Below are 25,023 nucleotides of genomic sequence, written 5' to 3' on the forward strand. Positions count from 1 at the left end.
CGGTCCGGACCGGTTTCAACGAGGATCGAACAAGTGCATTGCGGATTCATGTTTTCCCGGACGGTGCTGCTGAGCGCGCTGCTTGCAACGGTAACGCTGGCCGTGCCGGGCTGCTCCGAAGGCGTTGGTGAAGGGGATGTCGTCGAGGAGGATGCCGACGCCGAGGCGGACGAGGCCGAGGAAGCGGCCACCGAGGAGGAGGCGCCGGAGTTCGACCCCGACAAGCTGCCGATGACCGATGTCCGGCTCGGCGAGTTCCCGTTCTTCCACCTGCCCGAGGGTTACCACACCAAGCCCAAGAACGAGTCCACCCAGGCGCTTGGGCAGTTCGCGTTCTGGAACGGGAACGACTACATCGGCGCCAACGGCCGCATCTACCAGGGCAACATCCAGGCCGTGGACGGCAAGGTGTTTTCCAGCCCGGAGCTGACGCTGGCGCTGGAGAAGCAGATCCTCGGCAAGGGCGGTGTCCTGATCGCCGACGGCGTCGTGCCCAGTGGCGCGCGCGCCGCGGTGCTGACCCGCGAGTTCACTGCCGAGTACAACAAGGGCCTGTGCTGGCCGACCGAACCGGTGCGGACCTACGTGGTCCGCGATGCGCGCCGTCACGTCTGGGTCCATGCCTGCACCTACGGCGACATCGGTGGCGGCTGGGTGATCGCCGAGATCCCGGTCGAGGCGCAGGAACAGGCGGCGCTGTCGGCACAGGCGCTGGCCGAGCGGTTGGAAAAGGGGGGGAGGTCCGGCTCGGCCTGACCTACAAGGCCGGTGCGGAAGTCGCCGACGATGCCGATGCGCAGGTCGCCGAGGTGGTCCGCTACATGGACCGGAATCCGGATGCCGCGCTGACCCTGCGCGGCAGCGCCGGGCCGGGGCTGTCGGCGGGCGAGCGCGGCGCGCTGGGCCAGGCCCGCGCCCAGCACGTGTACAACGCGTTGACCGCCGCCGGTGTGGCCGGCGCGCGTCTGCAGGTCACGACCACGTCCGAGCAGGATGTGGCCGGTGTGAGCATCGCGTATGCGCCAGCCGACGAAGGCGAGCCGTAGGGCCGGTTCGATCGAATCGCACCAGGAGCCGGGGGTATCGATGCCGGTTGAAGGGGCGCGCGTGGACGCGGCGCGCGCCAAGAAAGGCAAAGGTCAGGCGCGGGTGCTGCCCATCGCCCTGCTGTTGTTCGTACTGTCGGGTTTCTCCGGGCTGATCTACCAGTCGGTGTGGTCGCAGTATCTGGGGCTGGTGCTGGGCCATGCCGCGCATGCCCAGACCCTGGTGCTGGCGATCTACATGGGCGGCATGGCGGTGGGCGCCTGGATCGCCAGCCGTCGCGGCGTGCGCTGGACGCGTCTGATCGCGTGCTATGCGGTGGTCGAGGCGGCGATCGGCGTGGCCGGGATCCTGTTCCATCCGGTGTTCGATGCCTATATCGGCTTCGTCCGCGACCAGCTGTTGCCGTGGATGCCCGGTTCCGGCACCGCCCATCTGTTCCAGTGGACAAGCGCGGCCGCGCTGATCCTGCCGCAGAGCGTGATGCTGGGCGCGACCTTCCCGCTGCTGAGCGCCGGCCTGATTCGCGCCCGGCCCGAGCGCAAGGGCGAGGTGCTGGGGGGACTGTATTTCGCCAACAGCCTGGGCGCCGCGCTGGGTGCGCTGGCCTCGACCTTCCTGATGCTGCCGATGATGGGCCTGCCGGGCACGGTGGCCGCCGCCGGCGTGCTGAACATCCTGGTCGCGGTGCTGGCCTGGGGGCTGGGCAAGCAGGTCGATCGTCCGGCGGCGATGGAAGAGGCCGCCGCGCCGGAAGCTCGGAGCGGCCGCATCGTCGACCCGCTGTTGTTGCGCGCGCTGACCTTCGGCGCCATGGCCTCCGGCGCCGCCTCGTTCGTCTACGAGATCGGCTGGGTGCGGATGCTGAACCTGGTCCTCGGCACCACCGTGCACAGTTTCGAGCTGATGCTGGCGGCCTTCATCCTCGGCCTGGCCTGCGGCAGCATGTGGATCCGCAAGCGGGCCGACCGGATCGCTCGGCCGTTGACCTACCTGGGCCACGCCCAGGTACTGATGGGGGTCGCCGCACTGTTGTCGCTGCCGGTGTTCGCCAGCAGCTTCGAGTGGATGGAGTGGATCATGGACGCGCTGCAGCGCAGCTGGAGCGGCTATGGGCTGTTCGAGCTGGCCTCCGCGTCGATCGCGATGCTGGTGATGTTTCCGGCCGCGTTCTTCGCCGGCATGACCCTGCCGCTGTTCACCCTGGTGCTGCTGCGCAACGGCGGCGGCGAGAGCGTGATCGGGCGGATCTACGCCGCCAATACCCTGGGCGCGATCATCGGTGTCGCCGGCATGGTGCACGTGGCGATTCCGCTGTTGGGCGTGCGCGGCGCGGTGGTGGCGGCGGCGTTGATCGATATCGCGATCGGCGTCGGCCTGTTCGTGCTGGCGCAGCGCGCGCACGAAGCCGGAACGGGAGCCGGGCAGGCCGCCACGCGGAGCAATCGGCGCGGGATGGCGGTGGCGATCGCAGTGGCCGCCGTCGCACTGTTCGCCGGCACCGTGTACGGACGTCCCGACCCGGTCGCCCAGGCTTCCGGCGTGTTCCGCACCGGCGCGATCTTCATCGATTCGCCGGAGGTCGAGTTCATCGAGGACGGCAAGACCTCGACCATCACCGTGCTGTCGAGCGAGAGCAATCGGATCATCTCCACCAATGGCAAGCCCGACGCGGCGATACGTTCGCTCGCGGTCGGCGCCGGGGACGACGAGCACACGATGGTGCTGCTCGGCCTGCTGCCGCTGGTCTATCACCGCGAGCCGCGCCAGATCGGCATCATCGGCTGGGGCTCGGGCATGACCACGCACACCGTGCTGGGCAGCCGGGTGCCGCGCGAAGTCGACACCATCGAGATCGAGCCGAAGATGGTCGAGGCCGCGCGCGCATTCGGTCCGCAGGTCGCGCGCGCCTACGACGATCCGCGCTCGCGGCTGTGGATCGACGATGCGCGCACCTTCTTCGCCCGCAACGGCAAGAAGTACGATGTGATCGTCTCCGAACCGTCCAACCCCTGGGTCAGCGGCGTCGCCAGCCTGTTCACCCGCGAGTTCTACGCCTTCGCCAAGCAGCATCTGAAAGAGGAAGGCGTGCTGGTGCAATGGCTGCACTCCTACGAGACCAGCGATGCGCTGATGGCGACGATGCTGGCGGCGCTGGTCGAGGAGTTTCCCGACATCGACATCTACGTCAGCAACACCACCGACCTGGTGATGGTCGCGCGCGCCGACGGCAAGCCGCTGCAGACGCATTGGAACGACCTCGACGGAGACATCCGCGCCGAGCTGGTGCGGGTCGGTCTCGACAGCCCCGGGCAGTTGCGCCTGCGCCGCATCGGTGGTGCCGACCTGATCCACGCCTATGTGCGGATGACCGGCGTGACCCCGCATTCGGACTACTACCCGACGGTATCCCACCTGGGGCCGGTCGCGCGCTACATGGACGGCAAAGCCGACCTGCTGCTGCACCTGGCGACCAATGGCATGCCGGTGCTCGACCTGCTGGAGTGCCGCAAACCGGCCGCGTTGGCGCAGGGCCTGCAGCCGGTGCCGAACGTGTGGACCAGCGAGTGGCACGGCACCGCCGCGGCGTCGGTGCGCACGATGGCCGATGGCCGCCTGGACCCGTGGCTGGCCGGCCATGAACCCTACCTCGCCCGCGCCCTGCCCGCGCTGCTGCAGACCTCGCAGTACCTGGCCGACGACCCGGCCCTGCTGATGAGCTGGAGCGAGGGCGTAGCGTCGCTGGCCAAGGGCACGATCGGACATCTGCCTGCCGAGGATCTGGAGGCGGTCTGGAACCGCCCGCAGTGGTTGCCGGAAGCGGCGGCCTCGATGCCGGAGGTGGCCGCGGTCATGGCCGCCTACGGTGCCGCCGCCCGTCGCGATCCGGCGGCGATGCGTGCCGCCGCACTCGAGGTGCTCGCGCTGCCGGACGCCGCTTTGGCGGACGACGTGCGCGACCAGATGCTGCTGATCGCGATGCTGGGCGAGATCGGCGCCGGTCGCGCGGAAGCCGTTGCCGAGCTGGACAGACGCTGGGCGCCGACCCTGCGCGAGCGTGCCGAATTGGCCCCGGTGCGGCGGTTCGTCCGCGCCTGGGTCGATGCCGGCCTGACGCCGGACTGCGCCGCGGCACCGGGACGGTCCTTGGCCGCCACCGAAGACGCGGGCGACACCGCCGATGATGGCCCGGTCGGGGCCGTCTTCCCATTGCACTCGCCGTGATCGCGATACCGATCCGATACCGGCTTTTCACCCACCCTGGCTCCAACAGCCAGATCCAACAGGAAGATCGACATGACCCATATGCGGCCCCACCCCGCCCTGCTCGCCCTCGCCATCGCCGTGCTCGCCACGGCCTGCAAGCCGGAAACCGCTCCCGAGCCGGCAGGCGCCGAGCCCGCGGCCCAGGCGGCCGAGGCCACGATGCCCGAGGCCGGCGTCGCGCCTTCCGAAGCCGCCCAGGCCGGCGAGGTCGACGGCATGGCCGCGCAGATGCAGGGCTCCGGCATGGCGATGGCGGCCCAGGTCGGCGGTTCCATGCATGCCGCGGCCGAGCTGTGCGGTCACATGAGCGCGGCCCAGCTCGAACAGGCCAAGCAGGGCCAGATGCTGGCGTTCACGCAGACCGGTGGCAGCGAAGCCGACTTCGAAGCCGCTTACGACAACGGCTACAACGAGGCGAAGGCCAAGCTCGAGGGCGTGTCCGGCGCCGAGCGTGAGCAGGCCTGTCGCGAGATGGCGGAAATGTCCGCCGCCGCCGCGGCGATGCAGCAGTAATCCGGTCCTCGGATCGCTGCCACGGTCTGCCCGCTACGCCCCGGTGGCGGCGGGCAGGCCGAAGAAGGCCCGTGCGGTGGCGGTCGCGTTGGCTGCGGTGACGGCCACGTCCTCGCCGCGGTCGCGGGCCAGTTCCTCGACGATGTGGGCCAGGTACATCGGCTCGTTGCGCCGATGCGACGGCGCCGGCCTGACCGTGCGCGGCAGCAGGTAGGGCGCGTCGGTCTCGATCATCAGCCGTTCGGCCGGGATCGACTTCACCAATTCGCGCAGATGCTGGCCGCGGCGCTCGTCGCACAGCCAGCCGGTGATGCCGATGTACCAGTCGCGGTCGAGACAGGCGAACAGCTCCTCGCGGGTGCCGGTGAAGCAATGCACGACCGCGCGCCCGATCCGGCCCTCGAAGTCGCGCATGATCGCGACGAAATCCGCGTGCGCGTCGCGCTGGTGCAGGAACAGCGGCTTGCCGGTGTCGGCGGCGGTCTGAAGCTGCATCTCGAACGCGCGCCGCTGCGCCGGTCGCGGCGAGAAATCGCGAAAGTAGTCCAGTCCGCACTCGCCGACCGCGACCACTTCCTCGTGCGCCAGCAGGGCGCGCATCTCGGCATCGCATTCGACGGTGTACTCGCTGGCATGGTGCGGATGCACGCCGGCGGTGGCGAACAGCTCGCCCGGATGCGCCTGGGCCAGCGCCAGTGCCTTGGGCGAGTGTTCGCGGCTGGCGCCGGTGATCACCATCTGCACCACGCCGGCCTCGCGCGCGCGCTGCATCACCGCGTCGCGGTCGTGATCGAAGGAGTCGTGGGTCAGGTTGGCGCCGATGTCGATCAATTGCATGGCAGGTGCTGTGCCGGTGATGCGGGGAGCGCGCAGTGTACCGGGCACCGGCCGGCCCGGCAGTGGCGGCCGCGGGTCGAGCCGGGTTCACAGCGGCTCGAAAGCGGCGTTCCTGTTGCCGAAGGCGGCGTGGCGCCGTCAGCAGGGGGGTCCGATGCGACTTGTGCGTTTGCTGCTGGTGCTGGGCTGGATGGCCGCGCTCGGGGTGCTTGCGGGGCCGCTGGAGGAGGATGTCCGCCACGTGGCCGCTGGCCATGATTTCCCCGAGCGTGCGTTCGAGGGGGGCAACGACGACTGGCGGATCGTGCTGAGGCGCTACGGCCCGGGCGAGGCGATCTTCGTGTTCGAACCGCCCGGCGAGGGCGATACCGCGACCGGGTCGCTGCGTTCGGTCGATCCGGAGGGCCTGATCGGCCGCATGCACGGGCAATACGGGTTGACCGGCAGCCTGCGCTACCAGCACGCGACACGCCCGATGAAGGTGCTGGTCGGTCCGGCCAGGCACGATACGCCATGCCGGACCGTGCGTGGCGTGCGCTATCCCCAGGCGATCCTGGTGAGCGTGGGCGCTTCCGACCCCCTGGGCGCCGACGACAGCCGGGTGCTGTACGGCTGCGGTCGCTATCTGCCCGACTGATCGCCTCGCGCCCGCCGGGGTGTTCACAACCAGGCGGCGGCCGCGTTGGAAACCGACGAGGCAAGATCGCCTCGAGTCTGGGAGCCCCCGATGCGCGTGTACAGATACCTCGCCATGGCCCTGCTGTCGGCCTGCAGCTTGCTTGCCGGCGGCCGCGTCGATCCGGTCGCGGCGAAGGCGCCCCGGTACGACTTTTCCATCCGGCCGTTCCAGGGCGGCAATACCGACTGGAGCATCCGCCTGGTGCGGGTCGCGCCGGGGCAGGTCGTCTACACGCTGCACTTTCCGCGCCGGGCGAGCGCCAGCGACGGCCTGCTGCGATCGGTCGAGCCGAGCATCGACGAGCCTCCGCTGAAGGGCCGCTACGGGCTCGCCAGCGATGACGGGATCAGTCCGGCGATGAAGGTGATGATCGCGCCCAGCGCGACGGGCACGCCGTGCCAGGACAATGAGGGGACCCGCTACCCGCATGCGGTCCTGGTGTTCATCGACGGTCATCCCCTGTACGGCTGCGGCGACTACGACGACTGAGGTGGACGGCGAGGCCGCGCCGTCGCCCGCGCGCCGGCGCAGCCCGTATCCTTGCGCGGGTGAAACCGAATCGCAGTCCGCCCGCCTTCCCGATCGACCCGTTGCTGCCGCGGATCCGCGACAGTCTCGCCGCGCACCCGCGACTGGTGCTGGAGGCGCCGCCGGGCGCCGGCAAGACCACCCGGGTGCCGCCGGCCCTGCTCGACGCGCCGTGGCTGCAGGGCCGCCGCATCGTGATGCTGGAGCCGCGGCGGGTCGCCGCGCGCGCGGCGGCGATGTTCATGGCCGGCGAGCGTGGCGAGGCGGTCGGGCAGACGGTGGGCTACCGGATCCGCTTCGACAACAAGGTCTCCGCGGCGACCCGGATCGAGGTCGTCACCGAGGGCATCCTGACCCGGATGATCCAGGACGATCCCGAGCTGGACGGGGTCGGCGCGCTGTTGTTCGACGAGTTCCACGAGCGCCATCTCGCCGCCGATCTCGGTCTGGCGCTGGCGCTGGACGTGCAGGCGCAGTTGCGCGAGGACCTGCGCATCGTGGTGATGTCGGCGACCCTCGACGGCGAGCGACTGGCCCGACACTTGGACGCGCCGCGGCTGTCGAGCCAGGGGCGCAGCCACCCGGTCGCGATCGAACACGTCCCGGCGCGCCGCGACGAGAAGCTCGAACAACAGATGCGCCGCGCGATCGAGCACGCGCTGCGCGAGCACCCGGGCGATGTCCTGGCGTTCCTGCCGGGGCGGCGCGAGATCGCACGGGTCGAGGCGGCATTGGCGACGGCGCGGGCCGGCGGCGCGCCGGCCGATGCGGTCGAGGTGCTGGCGCTGCACGGCGAGTTGCCGGTCGAACAGCAATCGAGGGTGCTGCAGCCGGCCGGCGACGCCCGTCGCCGGGTGGTGCTGGCGACCAATGTCGCCGAGTCCAGCGTGACCCTGCCGGGCGTGCGCGTGGTCGTCGACGCCGGACTGGCGCGCGAGCCGCGCTACGACCCCAACAGCGGGTTCGCGCGCCTGGACGTGGTCGCGATCGCGCAGGCCTCGGCCGACCAGCGCGCCGGCCGCGCCGGTCGCGTTGCCGAGGGCTGGGCCTACCGGTTGTGGCCGCAGTCGCAGCGGCTGGAGGCGCAGCGGCGGCCGGAGATCGCCCAGGTCGAGCTGGCCGGGCTGGCGCTGGAGCTGGCCGCCTGGGGCAACGACGCGCTGGCCTTCGTCGATCCGCCGCCGCCGGGTGCGCTGGCCGCCGCGCGCGCGCTGCTGGAGCGGCTGGGCGCGCTCGATCGCGACGCGATCACCCCGCTGGGGCGGCGCATGCTGGCCCTGGGCACGCACCCGCGGTTGGCGGCGATGCTGCTCGCATCCGACGATCGTGGGGAGATCGCGCTGGCCTGCGACCTTGCCGCATTGATCGAGGCGCGCGACCCGCTCCGCTCCCGCAGCGACGCGCTGGCCGAGCGCTGGCAGGCGCTGGCGGCGTTCCGCGAGCGGCGGCTGCCGGCCGAGGCCTCGCGCTCGGCGCTGGCGGCGATCGACCAGGCCGCGCGGCAGTGGCGGCGCCGGCTGCGGGTCGAAGCGCCGCCGCCCTCCGACCTGCCCGCGCACGCGCTCGGCGACCTGCTGCTGCACGCCTTCCCGGACCGGATCGCCCGCCAGCACGCGACCGATCCGAAACGCTACGTGCTCGCCAACGGGCGCAGCGCCGGCCTGTTCGACGACAGCGCCCTGTATGGCGAGCCCTGGCTGGTGGTGAGCGAACTGCGCGACGAGGCGCGCGAGGCGCGGGTCCTGCGCGCGGTACCGCTGGACGAGGCGCGGTTGCGGCGCGAGTTCCCGCAGCGCTTCGTCAGCGAGGAGCGGGTGTACTGGGATGCCGAGCGGCGCGGCATCGCCGCGGTGCGCGAATCGCGCTACGACCGCATCGTGCTCGACAGCCGCCCGGCGGCGCGGCCGGACCCGTCGCGTTACGCCGATGCGTTGGTCGACGCGGTTCGCCAGCTCGGGCTGGACGCCTTGCCGTGGAGCGACGGCCTGCGCCAGTGGCGGGCGCGGGTGCGTTGCCTGCGGGCGTGGATGCCGGAGCTGGCCGAGCATCTGCCGGACCTGTCCGACGAGGCGCTGCTGGCGACGCTGGAGGACTGGCTGCGACCGGCGCTGGACGGCAAGAGCCGGCTCGATGCGCTCGACGCCCAGGCCTTCGCCGAGGCCTTGAAAGCGTCGCTGGACTGGAACGCGCGGCAACGGATCGATGCACTGGCGCCGACCCGGGTGGCGGTGCCGTCGGGACTGGAGCGGCCGGTCGTCTACGCCTGGGACGCGGCGGCGGACGCGCCGGTCGAGCCGGTGTTGGCGGTCAAGCTGCAGGAGCTGTTCGGACTGGCCGACAGCCCACGCATCGCCGACGGACGCGTTCCGTTGACCCTGCATCTGCTGTCGCCGGGCGGCAAGCCGTTGCAGATCACCCGCGATCTGCGCGGGTTCTGGGATCGCACCTACCCGGACGTGAAGAAGGAAATGAAGGGCCGCTATCCCAAGCATCCGTGGCCGGACGATCCCTGGACCGCGCAGGCGACCCATCGGGCCAAGCCGCGCCCGCGCTGAGCGGCGGGTCGGGACGGGCGGGTCGGGACAGGCTCGTTACACTGGCGCGATGAGCCCGTCTCCGTCGCACGATCCCGAGTTCCTGCCGTTCCGCCTCGATCTGGTCGGCCAGCGCGTGCTGTGGGTGCGCCTGGACGCGGACCGTCGCCGCGCCGCCGCCTTTCTCGACGAGCGCGCGCTGCCGGCCCAGCCCGAGGGTGGCTGGCTGCCGCTGTCGGCCTGGCTGCAGGCGTCGCCGGCAGCGGTCGCGGCGCCGGCCGATGCGATCTTCCATATCGGCCATTGCGGTTCGACCCTGCTGGCGCGGCTGCTGGAAAGCTGGCCGTCACTGCAATCGCTGCGCGAACCGCTGCCGCTGCGGGTGCTGGCCGAGGCCTGGCCGGTGCGTGGCCAGGCCGATGCGCGGCTGTCGGCCGATGGCGCCGGGCAATTGCTGCGCGCGGCCTGGACGGCCTGGTCGCGACCGTTGCCGCCGCATACGCGCAGCCTGGTCAAGGCGACCAGCAGCTGCAACGGCCTGGCCGAACCGCTGCTCGATGCCGTCCCGGGCATGCGCGCGATCCTGCTCGACCTGCCGCTGCGGCCGTGGCTGGCGACCCTGTTCAAGTCGCCCGACTCGGTGAACGATGCCGCCAGCGCCGCCACCGAGCGGCTGCGCTTCCTGCGCGACATCGGTCTGGGCGATGGCCTGGCGCTGCACGCGATGTCGCTGCCGGAGCAGTGCGCGATGGGCTGGCTGGCCGAGCGGCTGCGCTTCGACGCGCTGGCGGCGGGGCCGCATGCGGCACGGGTGCTGCGAGTGGACTTCGAGGCGTTGCTGGAAACGCCGGAAACGGCATTGGCGGCGATCGCGCGACACCTGGGGCTGGCCGAGGCGGGTGTGCCGGCGGCACTGGAGTCGCCGGCCTGGGGGCGTTACTCGAAGGCGCAGAGCCACGAATACGGCCGCCGCGACCGCAACCACGACCTGCAACTGGCGATCCAGCGCCACGGCGAGGCGATCGCCGCCGGCGAAGCCTGGGTGGCGGCACAGGCGCGGCGTTGGCCGGACCGGCTCGGACCCCGATTCGCGGCGCCGTGATCCGGCGCATGGGGGCGGTCGGGTGGGCGTGGCGATCAGGCCGGAGCGCGTCGGGAACCGCTCAGGTATCCGACCACATCCGGAACAGGTTGGAGCGCAGCGATTCCAGCAGCACCTGCAGGCGCTTGCGCTGTTCTTCGCCGGCGCCGCCGCGGGCGACCAGCGCGCGCGCCTCGTCGAGCTGCACCATCAGCTCGCGGCGGTGGGAGTCGGCGATCCAGCTGTGCAGCCAGGTGATCGCGGCGATGCGCACGCCGCGGGTGATCGGCGCGACCTGGTGGATGGTGGTGGACGGGTAGAGGATCGCGCTGCCGGCATCGAGCTTGTACGCCAGCTCCTGCTCGCCGAGCTGGATCGTCAGCGCGCCGCCGTCGTAGTCGGCCGGGTCGTTGAGGAAGATCGTGCAGGACAGGTCGCTGCGGATCGGCGGCTGCGACGGAAACAGCGCTTCGTCGACGTGCCAGCCGTAGGTCATGCCCGGCTCGTAGCGGACCACCGTGGTCCGCGCCATCGTCCGTGGCTGCGCGTAGCTGCGCAGGTCGGTGTTGCGGACCAGGGCGTCGCGGACGATCTGCGCGATGCGGGCGTTGGCCGGATCCTCCTGCGGCGCCTGCAGGTTGCGCTTCACTTCCGAGCCCGGGTTGGTGATGCGGCCGTCGTTGAAACCGATCTGCGGGATCAGCTCGCGCACCGCCTGCATCTCGGCGGCATTCAGGACCTGGGGCAGGACATGGATCATCGGTGGCTCGGAGCGACGGGGAACGCCGCCATGATCGGCATTCGGCCGCGGGCGGGCAACCGCTCACAACCGTTCGACACTGTTGCGTGCACACTGTCGGCCTTGCCCCCGCAACGGATTTGAGGATGAACAAGACCGTCGAACAGGCCCGTCATGCCGCCCAGAACGCCCAGCACTGGGCCGGCGAGGTCGGCGATACCCTGCGCCGCAGCGATGCGGCCAAGTGGCTCGAGGCCGGACTCAAGATCGGCGCGCTGCGCACCGGCGCGCGCGTGGTCGGCGGTTTCGCCCGTCGCCATCCGGCGGTCGCGATCGCCACGGTGGCCGGTGCAGGCCTGCTCTGGTACGCGGCGCATCGGCGCAGAAAACAGCTGCGCGCGGATCGGGCACGGGCGCTCGAAGGGCCCGACTTCGACGAGCATGCCCTTTACGAGCATGCCCTCGAAGGCCGTGCGCAGCGGGTCGACGCCGGTCGCGCCGGGCACGCTCCGGAGACCGCGTCGGCGTTGACGCCCAGCGCCGACTGAGCGGGGTATCGCCGGCTATTCGTGGTCGACCGCCGGGGTGTGGCCGGGGTCGGGGCGGGTGGCGGCGTTGTCGGCGCCGCCGTTGCCGGCTTCGGGCAGCTCGACGATGAAGCGGGCGCCGCCGCGCCGGCGCGGTTCGTACCACAGCTGGCCGCCGGCCTCGGAGATGATCTGCCGCGCCAGCGACAGGCCCAGACCGCTGGAGATGCCGTCCTCTTCCTCGGTCAGGCGGGTGAACGGCTTGAACAGGTCGCGTTGCTGAGCCGGCGCAATGCCCGGGCCGCGGTCGGAAACCACGATCTGCCAATAGCCGGGCGCGCCCATCCGCGCGCTGATCGTCAGCGGCGCGCCGGGGGCGTACTTGATCGCGTTGGTGACCAGGTTCTCGGTGACCTGGCGCAGCACCCGTTCGTCGATGGCGACCAGCGCGTCGCGCGGCGGCAGGTGCAGCTCGGCCTCGATGCCGGTGGCTTCCAGCTGCACCTCGTAGCGCTGCAGCAACCAGTGCAGGGTCGCGGAAACGCTGGCGCGGGCATTGCCGTTGCCGCGCCGGGTCTCGTGGCGGCTTTCCAGGTAGTGGTGGATGTAGCCCAGCGCGTCGGTCGCGCTCTCGTGGATGATCTTCAGATACCGCGGCACCCGCTCGGGCTTGCACTGGTCCTCCAGCAGCAGCTCGCTGGCGAACAACGCGCTGGTCAGCGGATTCTTGAGGTCGTGCGCGACCAGGCTGACCAGTTCCTCGCGCTCGCGCGCGACCCGTTCCAGGCGGTCGACGGTCAGCTTCAGGCCGATGTGCGCGTTGACCCGCGCCAGCAGTTCCTCCGGCAGGAACGGCTTGGTCACGTAGTCGACCACGCCGGCATCGAAGGCGCGCAGCAGCAGGTCGCGGTCGTGCGCGGCGGTGACGAAGATCACCGGCACACGGGCGTTGTCCATCGCCCCGCGCAGGGCGGTCAGCGCCTCGAAGCCGTCCATGCTCGGCATCATCACGTCGAGCAGGATCAGATCGAAGTCCGACTCCCGGCAACGGGCGAGCGCCTCGTCGCCGCTGGAGGCGGTGGTCACGGCGTAGCCCTGACGGGTCAGCAGGGTGCCGACGACGCGCAGGTTGGCGGCCTGGTCGTCCACCACCAGGATCTGGCCCTGGCTGTTGGCAGGTGTGGTCATGCGGTGTGGCCCCAGGGTCGCGCGGTTTCCCCAGACACGCGTCGATCCATTCCTCAACAGCTTTGCACGTTAGCAGAAACCGAGGGGCTTGCCTCGCCGTACATCCTGTAAACCTGCACAGGACGATACCGCCGGTATCGCGTCGGTTTTTCGATGGTCTATCCGCGTGGCTGCAGGCGCCACTGGCCCGGCGCCAGACCGTCCAGGCGGACCGCACCGATCGCCACCCGCACCAGCCGCAGCGTCGGCAGGCCGACCGCCGCGGTCATCCGCCGGACCTGGCGATTGCGGCCCTCGCCGATCGTCAGTTCCAGCCACGTGTCGGGCACGGTCTTGCGGAAGCGCACCGGCGGATCGCGCGGCCACAGTGGCGGGGTTTCGATCCGGCGTATCCGCGCCGGTCGGGTCGGCCCGTCCTTGAGCACGACGCCGTCGCGCAGCGCGCGCAACTGGGCATCGTCCGGATCGCCTTCCACCTGCACCCAGTAGGTCTTGGGCTGCTTGTGGCGCGGATCGGTCAGGCGGTGGGCGAGACGGCCGTCGTCGGTCAGCAGCAACAGGCCTTCGCTGTCGTAGTCGAGGCGGCCGGCGGGATAGATGTCCGCCGGCAGCCCGAAGCCGGCCAAGGTGCGCCGTGCCGGTGATCCACCCTGCGATCCACTGCGGTCGGTGAACTGGCACAGCACGTTGAACGGCTTGTTGAACGCGACCAGCACGGCGGTTCGATCGGTGCGCGGGCCGCGACCGGCGCGGGGCCGCGCCGGTGCGGACTCGGTCGCTCAGTCGTCGCTGACGACGCTGGCCTTGATCGTGTACTCGCCGAGCGAGCTGTCGCCGCTGCCCAGCGAGTTGATGCGGACGCGGTATTCGCCGGCCTCGGTGGTGGAGGCGACGATCAGCGCGTTGGTGTCGCCGTCGGCGCGGTCGTCGTTCTCGGCCAGGCGGCTGCCGTCCGGCGCGAACAGCATCAGCACCGGGTCCATGTCGTCCGACTTGGCGCTGATCGCGACCAGCTGGCCGGCGGCCAGCCGCACGGTGTAGTCCTGGCTGCGGCCACCGCCGTCGCTGGGGCGGCTGGCCTCGGTCAGGGCGCCGTTGGTGAGTCGGCCCACGGTCAGGGTCGGGTCGGCGGCATGGGCGGCGGTGGTGGCCATCATCAGGCCGGCGGCGATGGCGGTCAGGGTGAGCTTGTGCACTCGATGTCCTTATGCATGGAGAAAGGGTGTTCCGGCACCGTGACGGTGTCGTCCGGTGCCGGCGGCGACCATTATTGCCGCCGCCGGCCCAGGATTGAATGCCCCGATCAGGGCGCAGCCGGTTTGACGAAGCGCAGGGTCATGCGGTCGCTCTCGCCGATCGCCTGGTACTTGGCGTCGTCGGCCTCGTCGTGGCGGTTGCTCGGCGGCAGCGTCCACACCCCGTTCGGGTGGTCGGCGGTGTCGGCCGGGTTGGCGTTGACCTCGCTCTTCTCGGCCAGGTTGAAGCCGGCCGCGGTGGCCAGTTCGATCACCACGTCCTCGGTCAGGTAGCCGGACTTCTTCATCGTTTCCGCGTCGGTGCCGGGCTTGGCGCGGTGATCGACCACGCCGAGGGTGCCGCCGGGCTTGAGCACGTCGAAGAACGCCTCGAAGTAGGCGGCGCCGTCACCGGCGGCGACCCAGTTGTGGGCGTTGCGGAAGGTCAGCACCGCATCGGCGGAGCCGGCCGCGCCGAACGCCGGCGCCTTGGGATCGAACACGCGCACCTCCGGCGTGCCGTAGGCCGCGGCGTTGCCGGCGAACATCGCGCGCAGCTCCTTGTTGAGGCGGTAGCGGTAGTCGGGCTGGCCTTCGATCGCGTCGTCCCAGACCGCGGCGACGTACTGGCCGTTGTCGCGCAGGTAGGGCGCGAGGATCTGCGCGTACCAGCCGCCGCCGGGGGTGATCTCGATGACGGTCTGGTCCGGGGCGATGCCGAAGAAGGCCAGGGTCTGGGCCGGATGACGGAAGTCGTCGCGGGCGGTGTTGGCCGGGTCGCGCCAGTCGCCGGCGATCGCGGTGGCCAGGGCGTCGGCGGGTGCGGCCTCGGCCGTCGGGGTGGTGCCGTCGGCGGCGGCTTCGGTGGCGGCCGGCGCATCCGCTGCCGGAGGCGCCTCCGGCGCGGCGCAGGCGCCGAGCAGCAGGATCGGAACGAGGGTGGCGAGCAGGGTGCGGGTCATGCAATGCCTCCGGGGGTTGGGGCGCTCAGCCTACCCGATGGCGGGCGCCGCGGGTGCCGCGTTGCAGCGGCGCGTGCCTCAGCGGCTTTCCTCCAGCACCGCCTCGTAGTTGCGCGCCTCTTCCAGCAGCCAGCCGCGGAACGCCTGCAGGCCGGCGTGGTCGGCCGAGCGCTGTGGGTAGACCAGGTAGTGCGCGTAGTTGGTGCGCAGGCGCTCGTTGCTCAGGCGTACCAGGTGGCCGGATTCGATCAGCAGGCGCGCGCGGGTCAGTCGGCCCAGGGCCACCCCGACGCCGCTGGCGGCCGCACGCAATATCGCCTCGGTGTCGTCGAAATGGGCCGCGTAGCGCGTCGGCGGCTCGCCGCCGTGGGCCGCGAACCAGGCCAGCCATTGTTCATTGCCGTCGTCGGGTTCGCCCAGCAGCGGCCAGTCCTGCAGGTCGGACAGCCGCGGCGGCCCGAGCCGGGCGACCAGGTCCGGGCTGGCGAGCGGCGCGACCCATTCGTCGAACAGATGCTCGCTGACCAGGCCCGGCCATTGGCCCCGGCCGATCCGCAGCGCCGCGTCGACCTCGCGATCGTGCTCGAAGTCGGTCACCCGCGCGGTCGATTGCAGGCTGACCTGGACCTGCGGATGGGCGGCGAGGAAGCCGCTCAGCCGCGGTACCAGCCAGGCCGATGCGACCGAGGGCGTCACGCTGAGGGTCAGCATGTCGTCGTGGCGCGGACCGTAGGGCCGCAGTGCCAGCTCCAGCGCATCCAGGTGCGGGGCGACCCGGCTCATCAGGTGGCGGCCGTCGGCGGTCAGGCGCACGCCGCGCGAGTTGCGCTCGAACAGGCGCCGTCCCAGGCGCTCCTCCAGGCCCCGGATCTGGTGGCTGAGCGCGCTGACGGTCAGGTGCATCGACTCGGCGGCTCGGGTCAGGTTGCCGGCGCGGGCGGCGGCGGCGAAGCCGAGCAGGGCGTGCAGCGGAGGACGGGCCATGGCAATGCTCCAGACTTGAATTCAGTTCAACGAACACTTGCAAAAGTGTCGCTTTTTGGCGCTTAGGCTTGAGCGTATCTTGCAACTCGTCCCCCAGGACCGTCCACCCCCCCTCCCCTCGGACGGCCCGCCAACCGGAGAACGACGATGAGCATCTACAAGGATCTGCTGTTCCTGCACGGCCACCTGTGGGATCTCTCTGTGGCCGAAGACATCACGCCGAAGGCGTCCAGCGAGGTGCCGGGCGACGCCGTCGAGTCGAGGCCGCTGGGCGGCGGCGACCGCGGCCGTGGCCAGGCGCGTCCGGCGCGGTCGGACCGCGGCCGCAAGTCGGCGGCCTGCGTCGCCGCCGGCGGCTGCGCCTGAGCCGGCTCTCAGGCCGATGGCGCCGCCTCGCTGATCACTACCAGGGCGACGCTGTCGGCGTCCAGGCGGTGGGACCGGCGCCGTGCCGGATCGGCGGCGATGTGACGGAGGCCGGCCAGGCCGCAGGCGCCGGACGCCGTGGTCGTGCCGTTGCCGGTGCCGTGCCACACCGTCACCGCATCGGACAACTCCGATTCGTCGACGCTGACCGCCCCGGCGCGGTGTCGTAGCAGGATCCGCAGCGCCGGCGCCGACGCGCGTCCGCACGACAGCATCGACGCCGTCGTTTTCAACGGCCCGTCGACGCTGGCGACCCGGCCCAGGCGCAGGCCATGGCCGACGCAGGCGGCGCTGGCCGGTTCCACCACCAGCACCCGGCCTCCTGGCGCCAGCCCGGATTGCAGGCCTTCGGCCAGGGCCGCGGCCAGACCGCCGACCCCGGCCTGCGCGAACACATGGCTGGGGCGTGCCCGCACCCGCGTCAACTGGTCGCTCAGTTCGCGCGCCAGCACCGCGTATCCGTTCATCACGTCGGCGACCACCGGATCGTCGGGGTCGTCGGAGGTGTCGCTGATCAGCAGGGCGTCCTCGCCGGCGGCCGCCCGTGCGGCCTCGACCGCATCGTCATAGCGGCCATCGACCCAGGCGATGGTCGCGCCCGCGAACACGATGCGGGCGACCCGGGCCGCGTCGATCGAGCGGGGCAGGTAGACGGTGGCGGAGGTTCCGGCCCGGTGCGCGGCGACCGCCACGGCCAGGCCGTGGTTGCCATCGCTGGCGCAGATCAGCCTGGGCGGTGGCCGGCCCGGTGCCCGCTGCATCGCCAGGGCGAGCGCACGGGTGGCGGCGGGGATGCCGCCGAGGGACTTGAAGTTGCCCAGCGGCCGCTCGCTTTCGAGCTTGGCCCAGAGCTGGGCGATGCCCAGTTGTCGTGCCAGCGCGGGCAGCGCCAGCAGGCGGGTCGGCTGGCAATCGAGCCAGGGCGTGTGCGCGGATTCGGGAGCGAGCAGCCAGGGTGGGATGTCCATGCCGCCACTGTGCGGCGAAGGTATCGACGGACGGCGGCGATCGAGCCCGTCGCGGTGCACGAAAACGGCGCATCACGCCATCCTGGCGCGGCGCCCGCGACTCACCCGGCTTCGAGCGGCGGCACCGGAATCGCGAGTCCGCGCTTGACCACGCCCAGCGCGACGTGGGTGGTGAACCGGGACACGTTCGGGTTCTCCGCGACCATGCGCGCCATCAGCGCGTCATAGCTCTCGGTGTCGGGTGCGGTGACCACCAGGACGAAGTCGACTTCGCCGGTGACATAGAACGCCTGCTGGATATGCGCCTGCGCGGCCAGCCAGCGGCGCAGCTGGTTCAGCTGTTCGGGGCGTTCGCGCTCGAGCTGCAGGCTGACGATGAAGAAGCCCGGTCGCCCGGCATGTTTCGGGTCGACGATCGCGATCTCGCGTTCGATCACGCCCTGCTCGCGCAGCCGGCGCAGGCGGCGCTGGATCGCCGAGGGCGACAGCGCGACATGCTCGGCCAACTGCTCGGCGGTGCGGCCGGCGTCGTCCTGCATCAGGTTGAGCAACTGGCGATCGAAGCGGTCGAGGTCCATCGCTCAATCTTAGGCGGACAGTGCGCCGGAAAACCGCGGCCAAGGCCCGACGATTGCGGCCAAGCGATGCGACGGCGGGCCTAGCATGCCCGCCCAGCGCCCCATCCGCATTCCGGAATCCTCATGAAACTGCTCTACCAGACCCACTCCCCCTACGCCCGCAAGGTCCTGGTGTTCGCCCACGAGACCGGACTGGCCGGACGGATCGACGTGATCCACCACGAGACCAGTCCGACCCGGCGCAACCCGGAGGTATTCGCGCACAACCCGCTGGGCAAGGTGCCGGTGCTGCTCAGGGAGGGCCAGGCGCCGTTGTTCGACTCGGACCTGATCTGCGCCTGTCTCGACACCCTGCACGATGGACCGCCGTTGATCCCCGCGGCGGGCGAGGCGCGCTGGCACGCGCTGCGGCTGCAGGCCGTCGCCCAGGGAATGGCCGATGCCGGCATCGCCGTGCGCTGGGAGACCGAGCGCCGTCCGCCGCCGCTGCGTCATCCACCGTTGCGCGACGGCTACCTGGCCAAGCTGGTGGCCGCCTACGACTGGCTGGAAGCGGGGTTGGACACGGACGGACCGCTGCATGTCGGCCATGTCGCCGTGGCCACCGCGCTGGACTGGCTGCGCTTCCGCGGCCTGCCTGATTTCCGCGCGGACCGCCCGCGGCTGACCGTCTGGTTCGAGCGCTTCGCCGAACGTGCCTCGATGCGGGCGACGCCGCTGTCCGGCGACACCTGCGACTGAACCGGTGCGACTGAACCGGGGCCCGAGCCTGGAGAACGACGATGAGCATCTACAAGGACCTGCTGTTCCTGCATGGCTACCTGCTGGATATCCCGGCGGTCGCCGATTCCGAGGTACAGGTATCCGGACCGGCGCCGACCCGCGAGTCCCGGGGCGCCGCCGCCCGCGGCAGCGACCAGGAAACGATGTCCGCGATCGGCGATGTCGCGATGGCGACTGGCGGCTGCCCCTGAGGCGGACGCGCCGCGGTCAGTCCGCGGCGGTGCCGGCCGTGTCCAGGTCCAGCACCGTGGTGGTGCCCTGGCCGCGATCGGAGGCGATGTCCAGCCGCCAGTGCAGGTGTTCGCACAGGCGCGCGATCAGCTCCAGGCCGATACCGCCGCCGTCCGGTCCGCCGCTGCGGGCCATCCGTGCGTAGATCGCGCTGATCTCCTCGGCCGACATGCCATGGCCGGGGTCCTCGATCACCACCCGCGCCGGCCGTTCCAGCCGCACCTGGATATGGCCGCGGTCGCTGTTCTCGATCGCGTTGCGCAGCAGGTTGCCGATCGCCGCCTGCACGATCGGCAACGGCGCCCGCAGCGTGCACGGTGGCAGCGGCGCGATATCGATCGCCAGATCCTTGCCCGCGGCGAGGTGGCGGTGGTCGTCGACGATCTCCGGAAGCAGCGCGTCCAACGCGACCAGGTCGGACGAGGCGGCCAGCCGCTCGGGGTCCTTGGCCAGCACCAGCAGCAGCGAGATCAGCTGCTCGACATCGCGGGTGGTGCGCTGGATGCGTTCGAGCTGTCCGCGCGCGGCGTCCGGCAGGTCCGCCGCGTTCATGGCCAGGGCGCTGGCGCCGGCGATGATCGCGATCGGCGTGCGCAGCTCGTGGCTGGCCTGGTTGATGAAGCCGCGCTCGCGCTCGACGAAGCGGTCGGTGCGGTCGAGGAAACCGTCGAAGGCCTCGGCGATCACCGCGACCTCGTGACTGGCGCCGGCCGGGGTCTGCAGGCGCTGGCCGGGGCGGTCGGGGTGCAGCGCGCCGATCCGCGTCGCGATCGCGTCCAGCGGCCGCATCAGCCGGCTGACGCTCCAGCCGATCGCCACCGTCGCCAGCAGCAGGGTGGTCAGAGCGGCGGCGATGATCACCGCCGCCAGTGCCTGTTCGCGCTGTTCCAGCGGCTCGGCGTCGAGTGCCAGCATCACCGGGCGGCCGTCGACTTCGCGCACCAGCAACACGCGTTCGCCGCCGGCGAAGTCGATGTCGTCGTGCAGGCCCGGTCCGAAGCCGGTCAACTCCGGCGGGATCGGGTTGCTGCCGGGCATGCCGTACAGGGCGATGTTGTCGGAGTCGACCCAGCGATAGCCGGGCTCTTCGCGGTGCCGCTGCAGCAGGTGATCGAGCTCGCCGTCGAGCAGGGTCTTCCAGACGATGCGCTCGACGTATTCGTTGACGACCAGTCCCTGGTAGACGACCGCGACCGACAGCACCGCCATCAACGCGACCATCGCCAGCAGGATCTTGCTGCGCAGGCTCGGACGTCGCGCGCCGGCGCCGCCTTCATGCGTCATCGCCGTCCTCCTCGTCCGCCGGTGCCGCGATCCGGTAGCCGACCCGTGGCAGGGTGCGGATCAGCTTGGTCGCGAACGGGCCGTCGACGGCGCGGCGCAGTTCGTAGACATGCGAGCGCAGCATGTCGCCGTCGGGCGGGTCCTCGCCCCACAACGCGAGTTCGAGGCGGTCGCGCGGCACCGCCGCCGGGCTGGCCTTCATCAGCACTTCCAGCAGCTTGCGGCCGGCCGGGTACAGGTGCAGCGGCCGGCCGCCGCGACTGGCCTCCAGAGTGTCCAGGTCCAGGCGCAGGTCGCCGACCTCGAGCAGGTGCGGGCGCTGGCGGCCGCGTGCGCGCGTCACCAGCGCTTCCAGCCGGATTTCCAGCTCGGCCAGTTCGAACGGCTTGGTCAGATAGTCGTCGGCGCCGGCGCGGAAGCCGGCGATCTTGTCCGGCAGCTCGTCGCGCGCGGTCAGCATCAGCACCGGCACCTCGTGGCCGGCCTCGCGCAGCGCGGCGACCACGGCCGGACCGTCCATCCGCGGCAGCATCCAGTCCAGCACCACCGCGTCGAAGTTCTGGGTCACCGCCAGGTGCAGGCCGGTGACGCCGTCCGGCGCCGCATCGAGCTGGTGGCCGCGCGCTTCGAAGTAGTCGAAGAGGTTGGCCATCAGGTTGCGGTTGTCTTCCACCACCAGCAGGCGCATCGGGATTCCTGAGAGTCGGCCCTGGGACATTGTCGTGCGATCGCGCCCCCGGGCGCGAGTCGATGGCTGCCAGCGTCGGCCGGGGAGTGTCGGAAATACGTCGGAATGCTGAACGGTTAACGGTGGGCGAATCCTGCTCCGACCTTTGTCCGACGTGGCCGCCAGGACGATGCGTGCGACTTTCGCGACCCCGTCCCATCGACCGCATGAGCCCCCATTCCAGACCTTCCCGAGCGATCCGCAGCGGCGGCTCGGCCTGGCTGCTGCCCGCCCTCTGGGACGCGACCTCCGGAACGGCCCGGTCGCGGGCGCTGCCGTCGGGGCCGGGCTTCCTGCGCGGCCATGCGCTGGCGCCGCTGCTGGCGTTCCTGGTCCTGGCCGTGGCGACGATGGCCGGTGGCGGCGACCTCTGGCTGGCCGATCACCTGTACGCCTGGGAGGGCGGGGACTGGGCGTTGCGTGGGAGCTGGGTGACCCAGCAGGCGATCCATCTGGGCGGACGCAACCTCAGTGCGCTGATGTGGCTGGCGGTGCTGGCGGCCTGGCTGGTGGCCTGCCTGCGCGCCGGCTGGGCGCCGCTGCGCAAACCGCTGGGCTACCTGCTGCTGGCGACCGCGGTCGCCACGGCGGCGGTGTCGCTGCTGAAGGGGGTCACGGGAATGGACTGCCCGTGGGACCTGAGCCGCTATGGCGGCGATCTGCCGATGGTCGGCTTGTTCTCGGTGCGTCCGGCGGGACTGCCGGAGGCCGCGTGCTTCCCTGCCGGCCATGCCAGCGGCGGCTATGCGTGGATGGCGTCGTATTTCTTCCTGCGCGTGGCGTGGCCGCGCCTGCGCTTCGCCGGATTGGCGCTGGGACTGACGATGGGCCTGGTGTTCGGCGTCGCCCAGCAGTTGCGCGGCGCCCACTTCCTGTCCCACGACGTCTGGACGGCGGCGATCTGCTGGTTCGTCGCGCTCGGTCTGTACCTGATGTTCTGGCCGCGACGGTCGGATGCGGCGGAGGCCGTGGCATGAGCGCGGTAGGTCCCGCGTCCATCGTCCATCCGCGGGCGTCGTCGCCGCGCGCGGGCATCCGTCGCCAATGGTGGCGGATGCGCCCCAGCCTGGGCAGCGAACAACTGGCTCTGCTCGCCAGTCTGTATTTCGCCGCCGTGTTCAACACGCCGTTCTTCTCGGCGGTGATCGACAGCGGCGGCCTGCACGGCGCCGGCGGCTGGATGACCGGCGTGGCCCTGTTCGTCGCGATCGCCGCGCTGCATTTCATCCTGCTGGGCCTGCTGTTCACCCGCTGGACCGCGAAGCCGGTGCTGATCGCGCTGCTGCTCAGCGGCGCGCTCGCGCTGCATTTCATGCGCGACTACACGGTGTACTTCGACACCGACATGATCCGCAACATCCTGCATACCGATCCCGACGAGGCCGGTGAACTGGTCACCTCCAGCCTGCTGCCGGAATGGCTGCTGCTGGGCGTGCTGCCGTCGCTGCTGGTGTGGCGGGTCCGCCTGCGACGGCGGCCATGGCGCCGCGCCGCGCTGATCCGGGCCGGCAGCCTGGCGCTGGCGCTGCTGGTCGCGATCGCGGCGATCCTGGGGTCGTTCCAGAGCGTGTCCTCGCTGATGCGCAACCATCGCGAACTGCGCCACCTGATCACCCCCGGCAACTATCTGGTGTCGCTGCTGCGGGTGGCCGGCGATGGCCACGGCCGTCGCCAGGGCCCGAAGACCCCGGTCGGGGTGCAGGCGAAGGTGGTCGGCCGGCCGGCCGGCGCGAAGCCGCGGCTGCTGGTGCTGGTCGTCGGCGAGACCGTGCGTGCGCAGAACTGGGGGCTGAACGGCTATGCCCGCGACACCACGCCGGCGCTGCGACGGATCGATCCGGTCAACTTCGGCGATGTCACCGCCTGCGGCTCCAACACCGAAGTGTCGCTGCCGTGCATGTTCTCCAATATCGGCCGCGCCGATTACGACAAGGCCCGGATCGAGGGCTCGGAGTCGCTGCTCAACGTGCTCGACCATGCCGGGATCGCGACCCGCTGGTACGACAACCAGAGCGGCTGCAAGGGGGTCTGCGACGGCGTGGCGTACCGCGCGCTGGCCCATCTCGACGATCCGGCGCTGTGCGACGGCGACCGCTGCCTCGATGGCGTGCTCGCCCGCGGCCTGGACGAGGCGCTCGCCGACCCCGGCGTCGACACCGGCGCCGACCAGGTGGTGGTCCTGCACATGCTCGGCAACCATGGCCCGGCCTACTACAAGCGCTATCCGCGCGATGCCCGCGCCTATGCGCCGGACTGCACCAGCGAGGAGTTGTCGCGCTGCAGCCGCGAGCAGATCGTCAACGCCTACGACAACGCGATCCGCTACACCGACAGCGTGCTGGCCGGGCTGATCGCGCGGTTGCAGGCCGACGACGGCCACGACAGCGCGCTGATCTACCTGTCCGACCACGGCGAGTCGCTCGGCGAGGATGGGGTCTACCTGCACGGGCTGCCGTACGCGATCGCGCCCAGGACCCAGACCCGGGTGCCGATGCTGATGTGGTTCTCGCCCGGTCTGGCCGGCAGTCGCGGTCTGGACGTGGCCTGCATGCGCGAACGCGCGCGCCGCCCGGCCAGCCACGACAATCTGTTCAGCTCGGTGCTGGGGCTGATGCAGGTGGCGACGCCCGAGTACCGTCCCGAGCTGGACCTGTTCCGCGGTTGCGTGGCGCCGGCCGGCTGAGCACGCATTACGCCGTCGCGGCGGGTCCGGTAGGATTCCCGACGAACATCACTGCCGGCCGCGGACCCTGTCGTCCGCGCGCGAGTCCTTGGGGGGACGATGTCGTCGAGAACCCTGCTCCTGCTGCTGACCCTGACGCTGGGCCTGGTGAGCGGCGCGTTCGGCTATTCACTGCTGTCGTCCGCGCGCCAGGCCGCGGCACTGCAGGCCGCGCGCGAGCAGGCCCGCGAGGAAGGCTGGGCCGCCGGCGAGGCGGCGGCGCGCGCGGCGCTGGAGCAGGAGCTGGCCGCGCTCAGGCCGCTGCGGATCGAGCGGGCGCCGGAGTCGGAGAACCAGCCCGGCGGTGCCGAATTCGCCTATGCCTACCTGGAGCCCAGGGACGAGGCGCTGATGCCGTTCTACCGGCAGGTGGTCGACGCCGATCTGTTCAAGCACCAGCCCGAGATCCAGGCCATCGACGGTATGTTCATGCTGCCGCGGCCGATCCGCTTCGTCACCGCCGAGTGCGGCGAGATCAACGCGTTCTATTCCGACGAGCGCGGCGAGGTGGTGCTGTGCTACGAGACCATGCGGGTGCTGCGCGAACGCGGCCTCGAGCTGGCCGCGCAGAACGGCATCGCCGGTGCCGACGCCCAGACGCTGGCGCGCCGGTACCTCGACGCCAACGTGCGCTTCATCCTGTTGCACGAGACCGGGCATGCCCTGATCACCCTGCTGGAGATCCCGGTCACCGGGCGCGAGGAAGATGCGGTCGACCAGCTGGCGACCACGCTGATGTTGCGCTTCGCCGGCATCGACGAGTCCTCGGCGACGGTCGCCGAGAACCTGCGCATGGCCTCGCACTGGTTCCTGCTGCGCAGCACCGGCCAGTACAACCTCGATGCCTACGCCGACGCGCATGCGCTGGGCGAGCAGCGCTATTTCAACCTGCAATGCCTGCTGTACGGCAGCGACCCGGCCCGCTACCTGGACATCGTCACCGGCGGCGACCTGCCTGAGGCGCGTGCCAGGAGCTGCCCGGAGGAAGCGCGCCGGGTCAGCAGCGCGTGGCTGCGCCTGCTGCTGCCGCACGTCGCGCCGAAGTTCCAGATGAGCGAGGAAAAGGCCGAGCAGCTGTTCGAGGAGCGCGCGCGCCAGCGCGATCGTAACGGCGACGCTCCGTACATCCAGTGACGCCGGTGCCGGCCGCGGACACGAAAAGGCCCGGCAGTGCCGGGCCCGTCCG

The 25,023-nt window shown here is 71.1% G+C and carries 26 protein-coding genes; 15 read left to right on the forward strand and 11 right to left on the reverse strand.

Going from position 1 to position 25,023, the window contains the following annotated elements; translation table 11 throughout:
• Positions 1-48: 48 nt before the first annotated feature.
• The 4 genes from C9I47_RS00640 (at position 49) to C9I47_RS00655 (ending at position 4,824) form a co-directional block, all read left to right on the forward strand.
• Entirely contained in the window at positions 49-756 is a 708-nt protein-coding gene (locus C9I47_RS00640; RefSeq protein WP_111265012.1) for a hypothetical protein, read from the forward strand.
• Between the two features lie 65 nt (positions 757-821).
• Positions 822-1,046, forward strand: a complete 225-nt coding sequence (locus C9I47_RS00645; RefSeq protein WP_145985384.1) for a hypothetical protein — start codon at positions 822-824, stop codon at positions 1,044-1,046.
• Positions 1,047-1,086: 40 nt separating this feature from the next.
• Complete coding sequence (locus tag C9I47_RS00650) at positions 1,087-4,269, forward strand: spermine/spermidine synthase domain-containing protein (protein WP_170288369.1); 3,183 nt, start codon at positions 1,087-1,089, stop codon at positions 4,267-4,269.
• 72 nt (positions 4,270-4,341) lie between these two features.
• Entirely contained in the window at positions 4,342-4,824 is a 483-nt protein-coding gene (locus tag C9I47_RS00655; protein WP_111265015.1) for a hypothetical protein, read from the forward strand.
• Between the two features lie 33 nt (positions 4,825-4,857).
• Here the strand turns inward: C9I47_RS00655 and C9I47_RS00660 are convergent, their stop codons facing one another.
• On the reverse strand, positions 4,858-5,661 hold the full coding sequence (locus C9I47_RS00660; protein WP_111265016.1) for a TatD family hydrolase: 804 nt from the start codon (positions 5,659-5,661) through the stop codon (positions 4,858-4,860).
• Positions 5,662-5,815: 154 nt separating this feature from the next.
• Between C9I47_RS00660 and C9I47_RS00665 the strand changes: the two genes are divergently transcribed.
• The 4 genes from C9I47_RS00665 (at position 5,816) to C9I47_RS00680 (ending at position 10,504) form a co-directional block, all read left to right on the forward strand.
• Positions 5,816-6,298 carry a hypothetical protein gene (locus tag C9I47_RS00665; RefSeq protein WP_145985385.1) on the forward strand — a complete coding sequence of 161 codons (483 nt, stop codon included), beginning with the start codon at positions 5,816-5,818 and terminating at the stop codon, positions 6,296-6,298.
• 90 nt (positions 6,299-6,388) lie between these two features.
• Positions 6,389-6,829, forward strand: a complete 441-nt coding sequence (locus C9I47_RS00670) for a hypothetical protein (protein ID WP_145985386.1) — start codon at positions 6,389-6,391, stop codon at positions 6,827-6,829.
• 59 nt (positions 6,830-6,888) lie between these two features.
• Complete coding sequence (hrpB, locus tag C9I47_RS00675; RefSeq protein WP_111265019.1) at positions 6,889-9,423, forward strand: ATP-dependent helicase HrpB; 2,535 nt, start codon at positions 6,889-6,891, stop codon at positions 9,421-9,423.
• A 49-nt stretch (positions 9,424-9,472) separates the two neighbouring features.
• On the forward strand, positions 9,473-10,504 hold the full coding sequence (locus tag C9I47_RS00680; RefSeq protein ID WP_111265020.1) for a sulfotransferase family protein: 1,032 nt from the start codon (positions 9,473-9,475) through the stop codon (positions 10,502-10,504).
• A gap of 61 nt (positions 10,505-10,565) precedes the next feature.
• On the opposite strand, the gene C9I47_RS00685 is transcribed toward C9I47_RS00680, so the two are convergent.
• The gene (locus C9I47_RS00685) at positions 10,566-11,243 is read right to left on the reverse strand and encodes a Fe2+-dependent dioxygenase (protein ID WP_111265021.1); all 678 of its coding nucleotides are present in this window, start codon (positions 11,241-11,243) and stop codon (positions 10,566-10,568) included.
• Positions 11,244-11,368: 125 nt separating this feature from the next.
• Between C9I47_RS00685 and C9I47_RS00690 the strand changes: the two genes are divergently transcribed.
• Complete coding sequence (locus C9I47_RS00690) at positions 11,369-11,770, forward strand: hypothetical protein (RefSeq protein WP_111265022.1); 402 nt, start codon at positions 11,369-11,371, stop codon at positions 11,768-11,770.
• Positions 11,771-11,785: 15 nt separating this feature from the next.
• Here the strand turns inward: C9I47_RS00690 and C9I47_RS00695 are convergent, their stop codons facing one another.
• From C9I47_RS00695 to C9I47_RS00715, 5 genes are all read right to left on the reverse strand, one after another.
• On the reverse strand, positions 11,786-12,937 hold the full coding sequence (locus tag C9I47_RS00695) for a hybrid sensor histidine kinase/response regulator (protein ID WP_111265023.1): 1,152 nt from the start codon (positions 12,935-12,937) through the stop codon (positions 11,786-11,788).
• Between the two features lie 158 nt (positions 12,938-13,095).
• Complete coding sequence (locus tag C9I47_RS00700) at positions 13,096-13,653, reverse strand: pseudouridine synthase (protein WP_111265024.1); 558 nt, start codon at positions 13,651-13,653, stop codon at positions 13,096-13,098.
• A 63-nt stretch (positions 13,654-13,716) separates the two neighbouring features.
• Positions 13,717-14,133: a PPC domain-containing protein gene (locus C9I47_RS00705; protein WP_111265025.1), complete on the reverse strand. Its 417-nt coding sequence runs from the start codon at positions 14,131-14,133 to the stop codon at positions 13,717-13,719.
• A 107-nt stretch (positions 14,134-14,240) separates the two neighbouring features.
• A complete protein-coding gene (locus tag C9I47_RS00710; protein WP_111265026.1) occupies positions 14,241-15,134 on the reverse strand; it encodes a class I SAM-dependent methyltransferase in 894 nt (297 codons plus the stop codon).
• 78 nt (positions 15,135-15,212) lie between these two features.
• On the reverse strand, positions 15,213-16,118 hold the full coding sequence (locus C9I47_RS00715) for a LysR substrate-binding domain-containing protein (protein ID WP_111265027.1): 906 nt from the start codon (positions 16,116-16,118) through the stop codon (positions 15,213-15,215).
• 147 nt (positions 16,119-16,265) lie between these two features.
• On the opposite strand from C9I47_RS00715, the gene C9I47_RS00720 reads away from it, so the two are divergent.
• Positions 16,266-16,484: a hypothetical protein gene (locus C9I47_RS00720; RefSeq protein WP_111265028.1), complete on the forward strand. Its 219-nt coding sequence runs from the start codon at positions 16,266-16,268 to the stop codon at positions 16,482-16,484.
• Between the two features lie 8 nt (positions 16,485-16,492).
• Here C9I47_RS00720 and C9I47_RS00725 read toward each other — a convergent pair whose 3' ends face one another.
• A complete protein-coding gene (locus C9I47_RS00725) occupies positions 16,493-17,512 on the reverse strand; it encodes a pyridoxal-phosphate dependent enzyme (RefSeq protein ID WP_111265029.1) in 1,020 nt (339 codons plus the stop codon).
• A gap of 101 nt (positions 17,513-17,613) precedes the next feature.
• Positions 17,614-18,090: an Lrp/AsnC family transcriptional regulator gene (locus tag C9I47_RS00730; protein ID WP_111265030.1), complete on the reverse strand. Its 477-nt coding sequence runs from the start codon at positions 18,088-18,090 to the stop codon at positions 17,614-17,616.
• A 123-nt stretch (positions 18,091-18,213) separates the two neighbouring features.
• On the opposite strand from C9I47_RS00730, the gene C9I47_RS00735 reads away from it, so the two are divergent.
• Both C9I47_RS00735 and C9I47_RS00740 read left to right on the forward strand, forming a co-directional pair.
• Positions 18,214-18,831: a glutathione S-transferase family protein gene (locus C9I47_RS00735; RefSeq protein WP_111265031.1), complete on the forward strand. Its 618-nt coding sequence runs from the start codon at positions 18,214-18,216 to the stop codon at positions 18,829-18,831.
• A 41-nt stretch (positions 18,832-18,872) separates the two neighbouring features.
• On the forward strand, positions 18,873-19,064 hold the full coding sequence (locus tag C9I47_RS00740) for a hypothetical protein (RefSeq protein WP_111265032.1): 192 nt from the start codon (positions 18,873-18,875) through the stop codon (positions 19,062-19,064).
• A 16-nt stretch (positions 19,065-19,080) separates the two neighbouring features.
• On the opposite strand, the gene C9I47_RS00745 is transcribed toward C9I47_RS00740, so the two are convergent.
• Positions 19,081-20,388, reverse strand: a complete 1,308-nt coding sequence (locus C9I47_RS00745; RefSeq protein WP_111265033.1) for a sensor histidine kinase — start codon at positions 20,386-20,388, stop codon at positions 19,081-19,083.
• Entirely contained in the window at positions 20,378-21,076 is a 699-nt protein-coding gene (locus tag C9I47_RS00750) for a response regulator transcription factor (protein WP_111265034.1), read from the reverse strand. The genes C9I47_RS00745 and C9I47_RS00750 overlap by 11 nt, the downstream gene beginning before the upstream one ends.
• Before the next feature lie 206 nt (positions 21,077-21,282).
• Between C9I47_RS00750 and C9I47_RS00755 the strand changes: the two genes are divergently transcribed.
• The 3 genes from C9I47_RS00755 to C9I47_RS00765 all read left to right on the forward strand — a co-directional run bounded on the left by C9I47_RS00755 (position 21,283) and on the right by C9I47_RS00765 (position 24,971).
• Positions 21,283-22,092: a phosphatase PAP2 family protein gene (locus tag C9I47_RS00755; protein ID WP_223250219.1), complete on the forward strand. Its 810-nt coding sequence runs from the start codon at positions 21,283-21,285 to the stop codon at positions 22,090-22,092.
• On the forward strand, positions 22,089-23,798 hold the full coding sequence (locus tag C9I47_RS00760; protein ID WP_111265035.1) for a phosphoethanolamine transferase: 1,710 nt from the start codon (positions 22,089-22,091) through the stop codon (positions 23,796-23,798). The genes C9I47_RS00755 and C9I47_RS00760 overlap by 4 nt, the downstream gene beginning before the upstream one ends.
• Before the next feature lie 99 nt (positions 23,799-23,897).
• Positions 23,898-24,971 (forward strand): DUF4344 domain-containing metallopeptidase, encoded by a 1,074-nt coding sequence (locus tag C9I47_RS00765; protein ID WP_190238564.1) that lies wholly within the window; start codon positions 23,898-23,900, stop codon positions 24,969-24,971.
• Positions 24,972-25,023: the final 52 nt, after the last annotated feature.

Origin of the sequence: Marilutibacter maris (assembly GCF_003233695.1) — a bacterium.
In the GTDB taxonomy this organism is placed as follows: Bacteria; Pseudomonadota; Gammaproteobacteria; order Xanthomonadales; family Xanthomonadaceae; genus Marilutibacter; species Marilutibacter maris.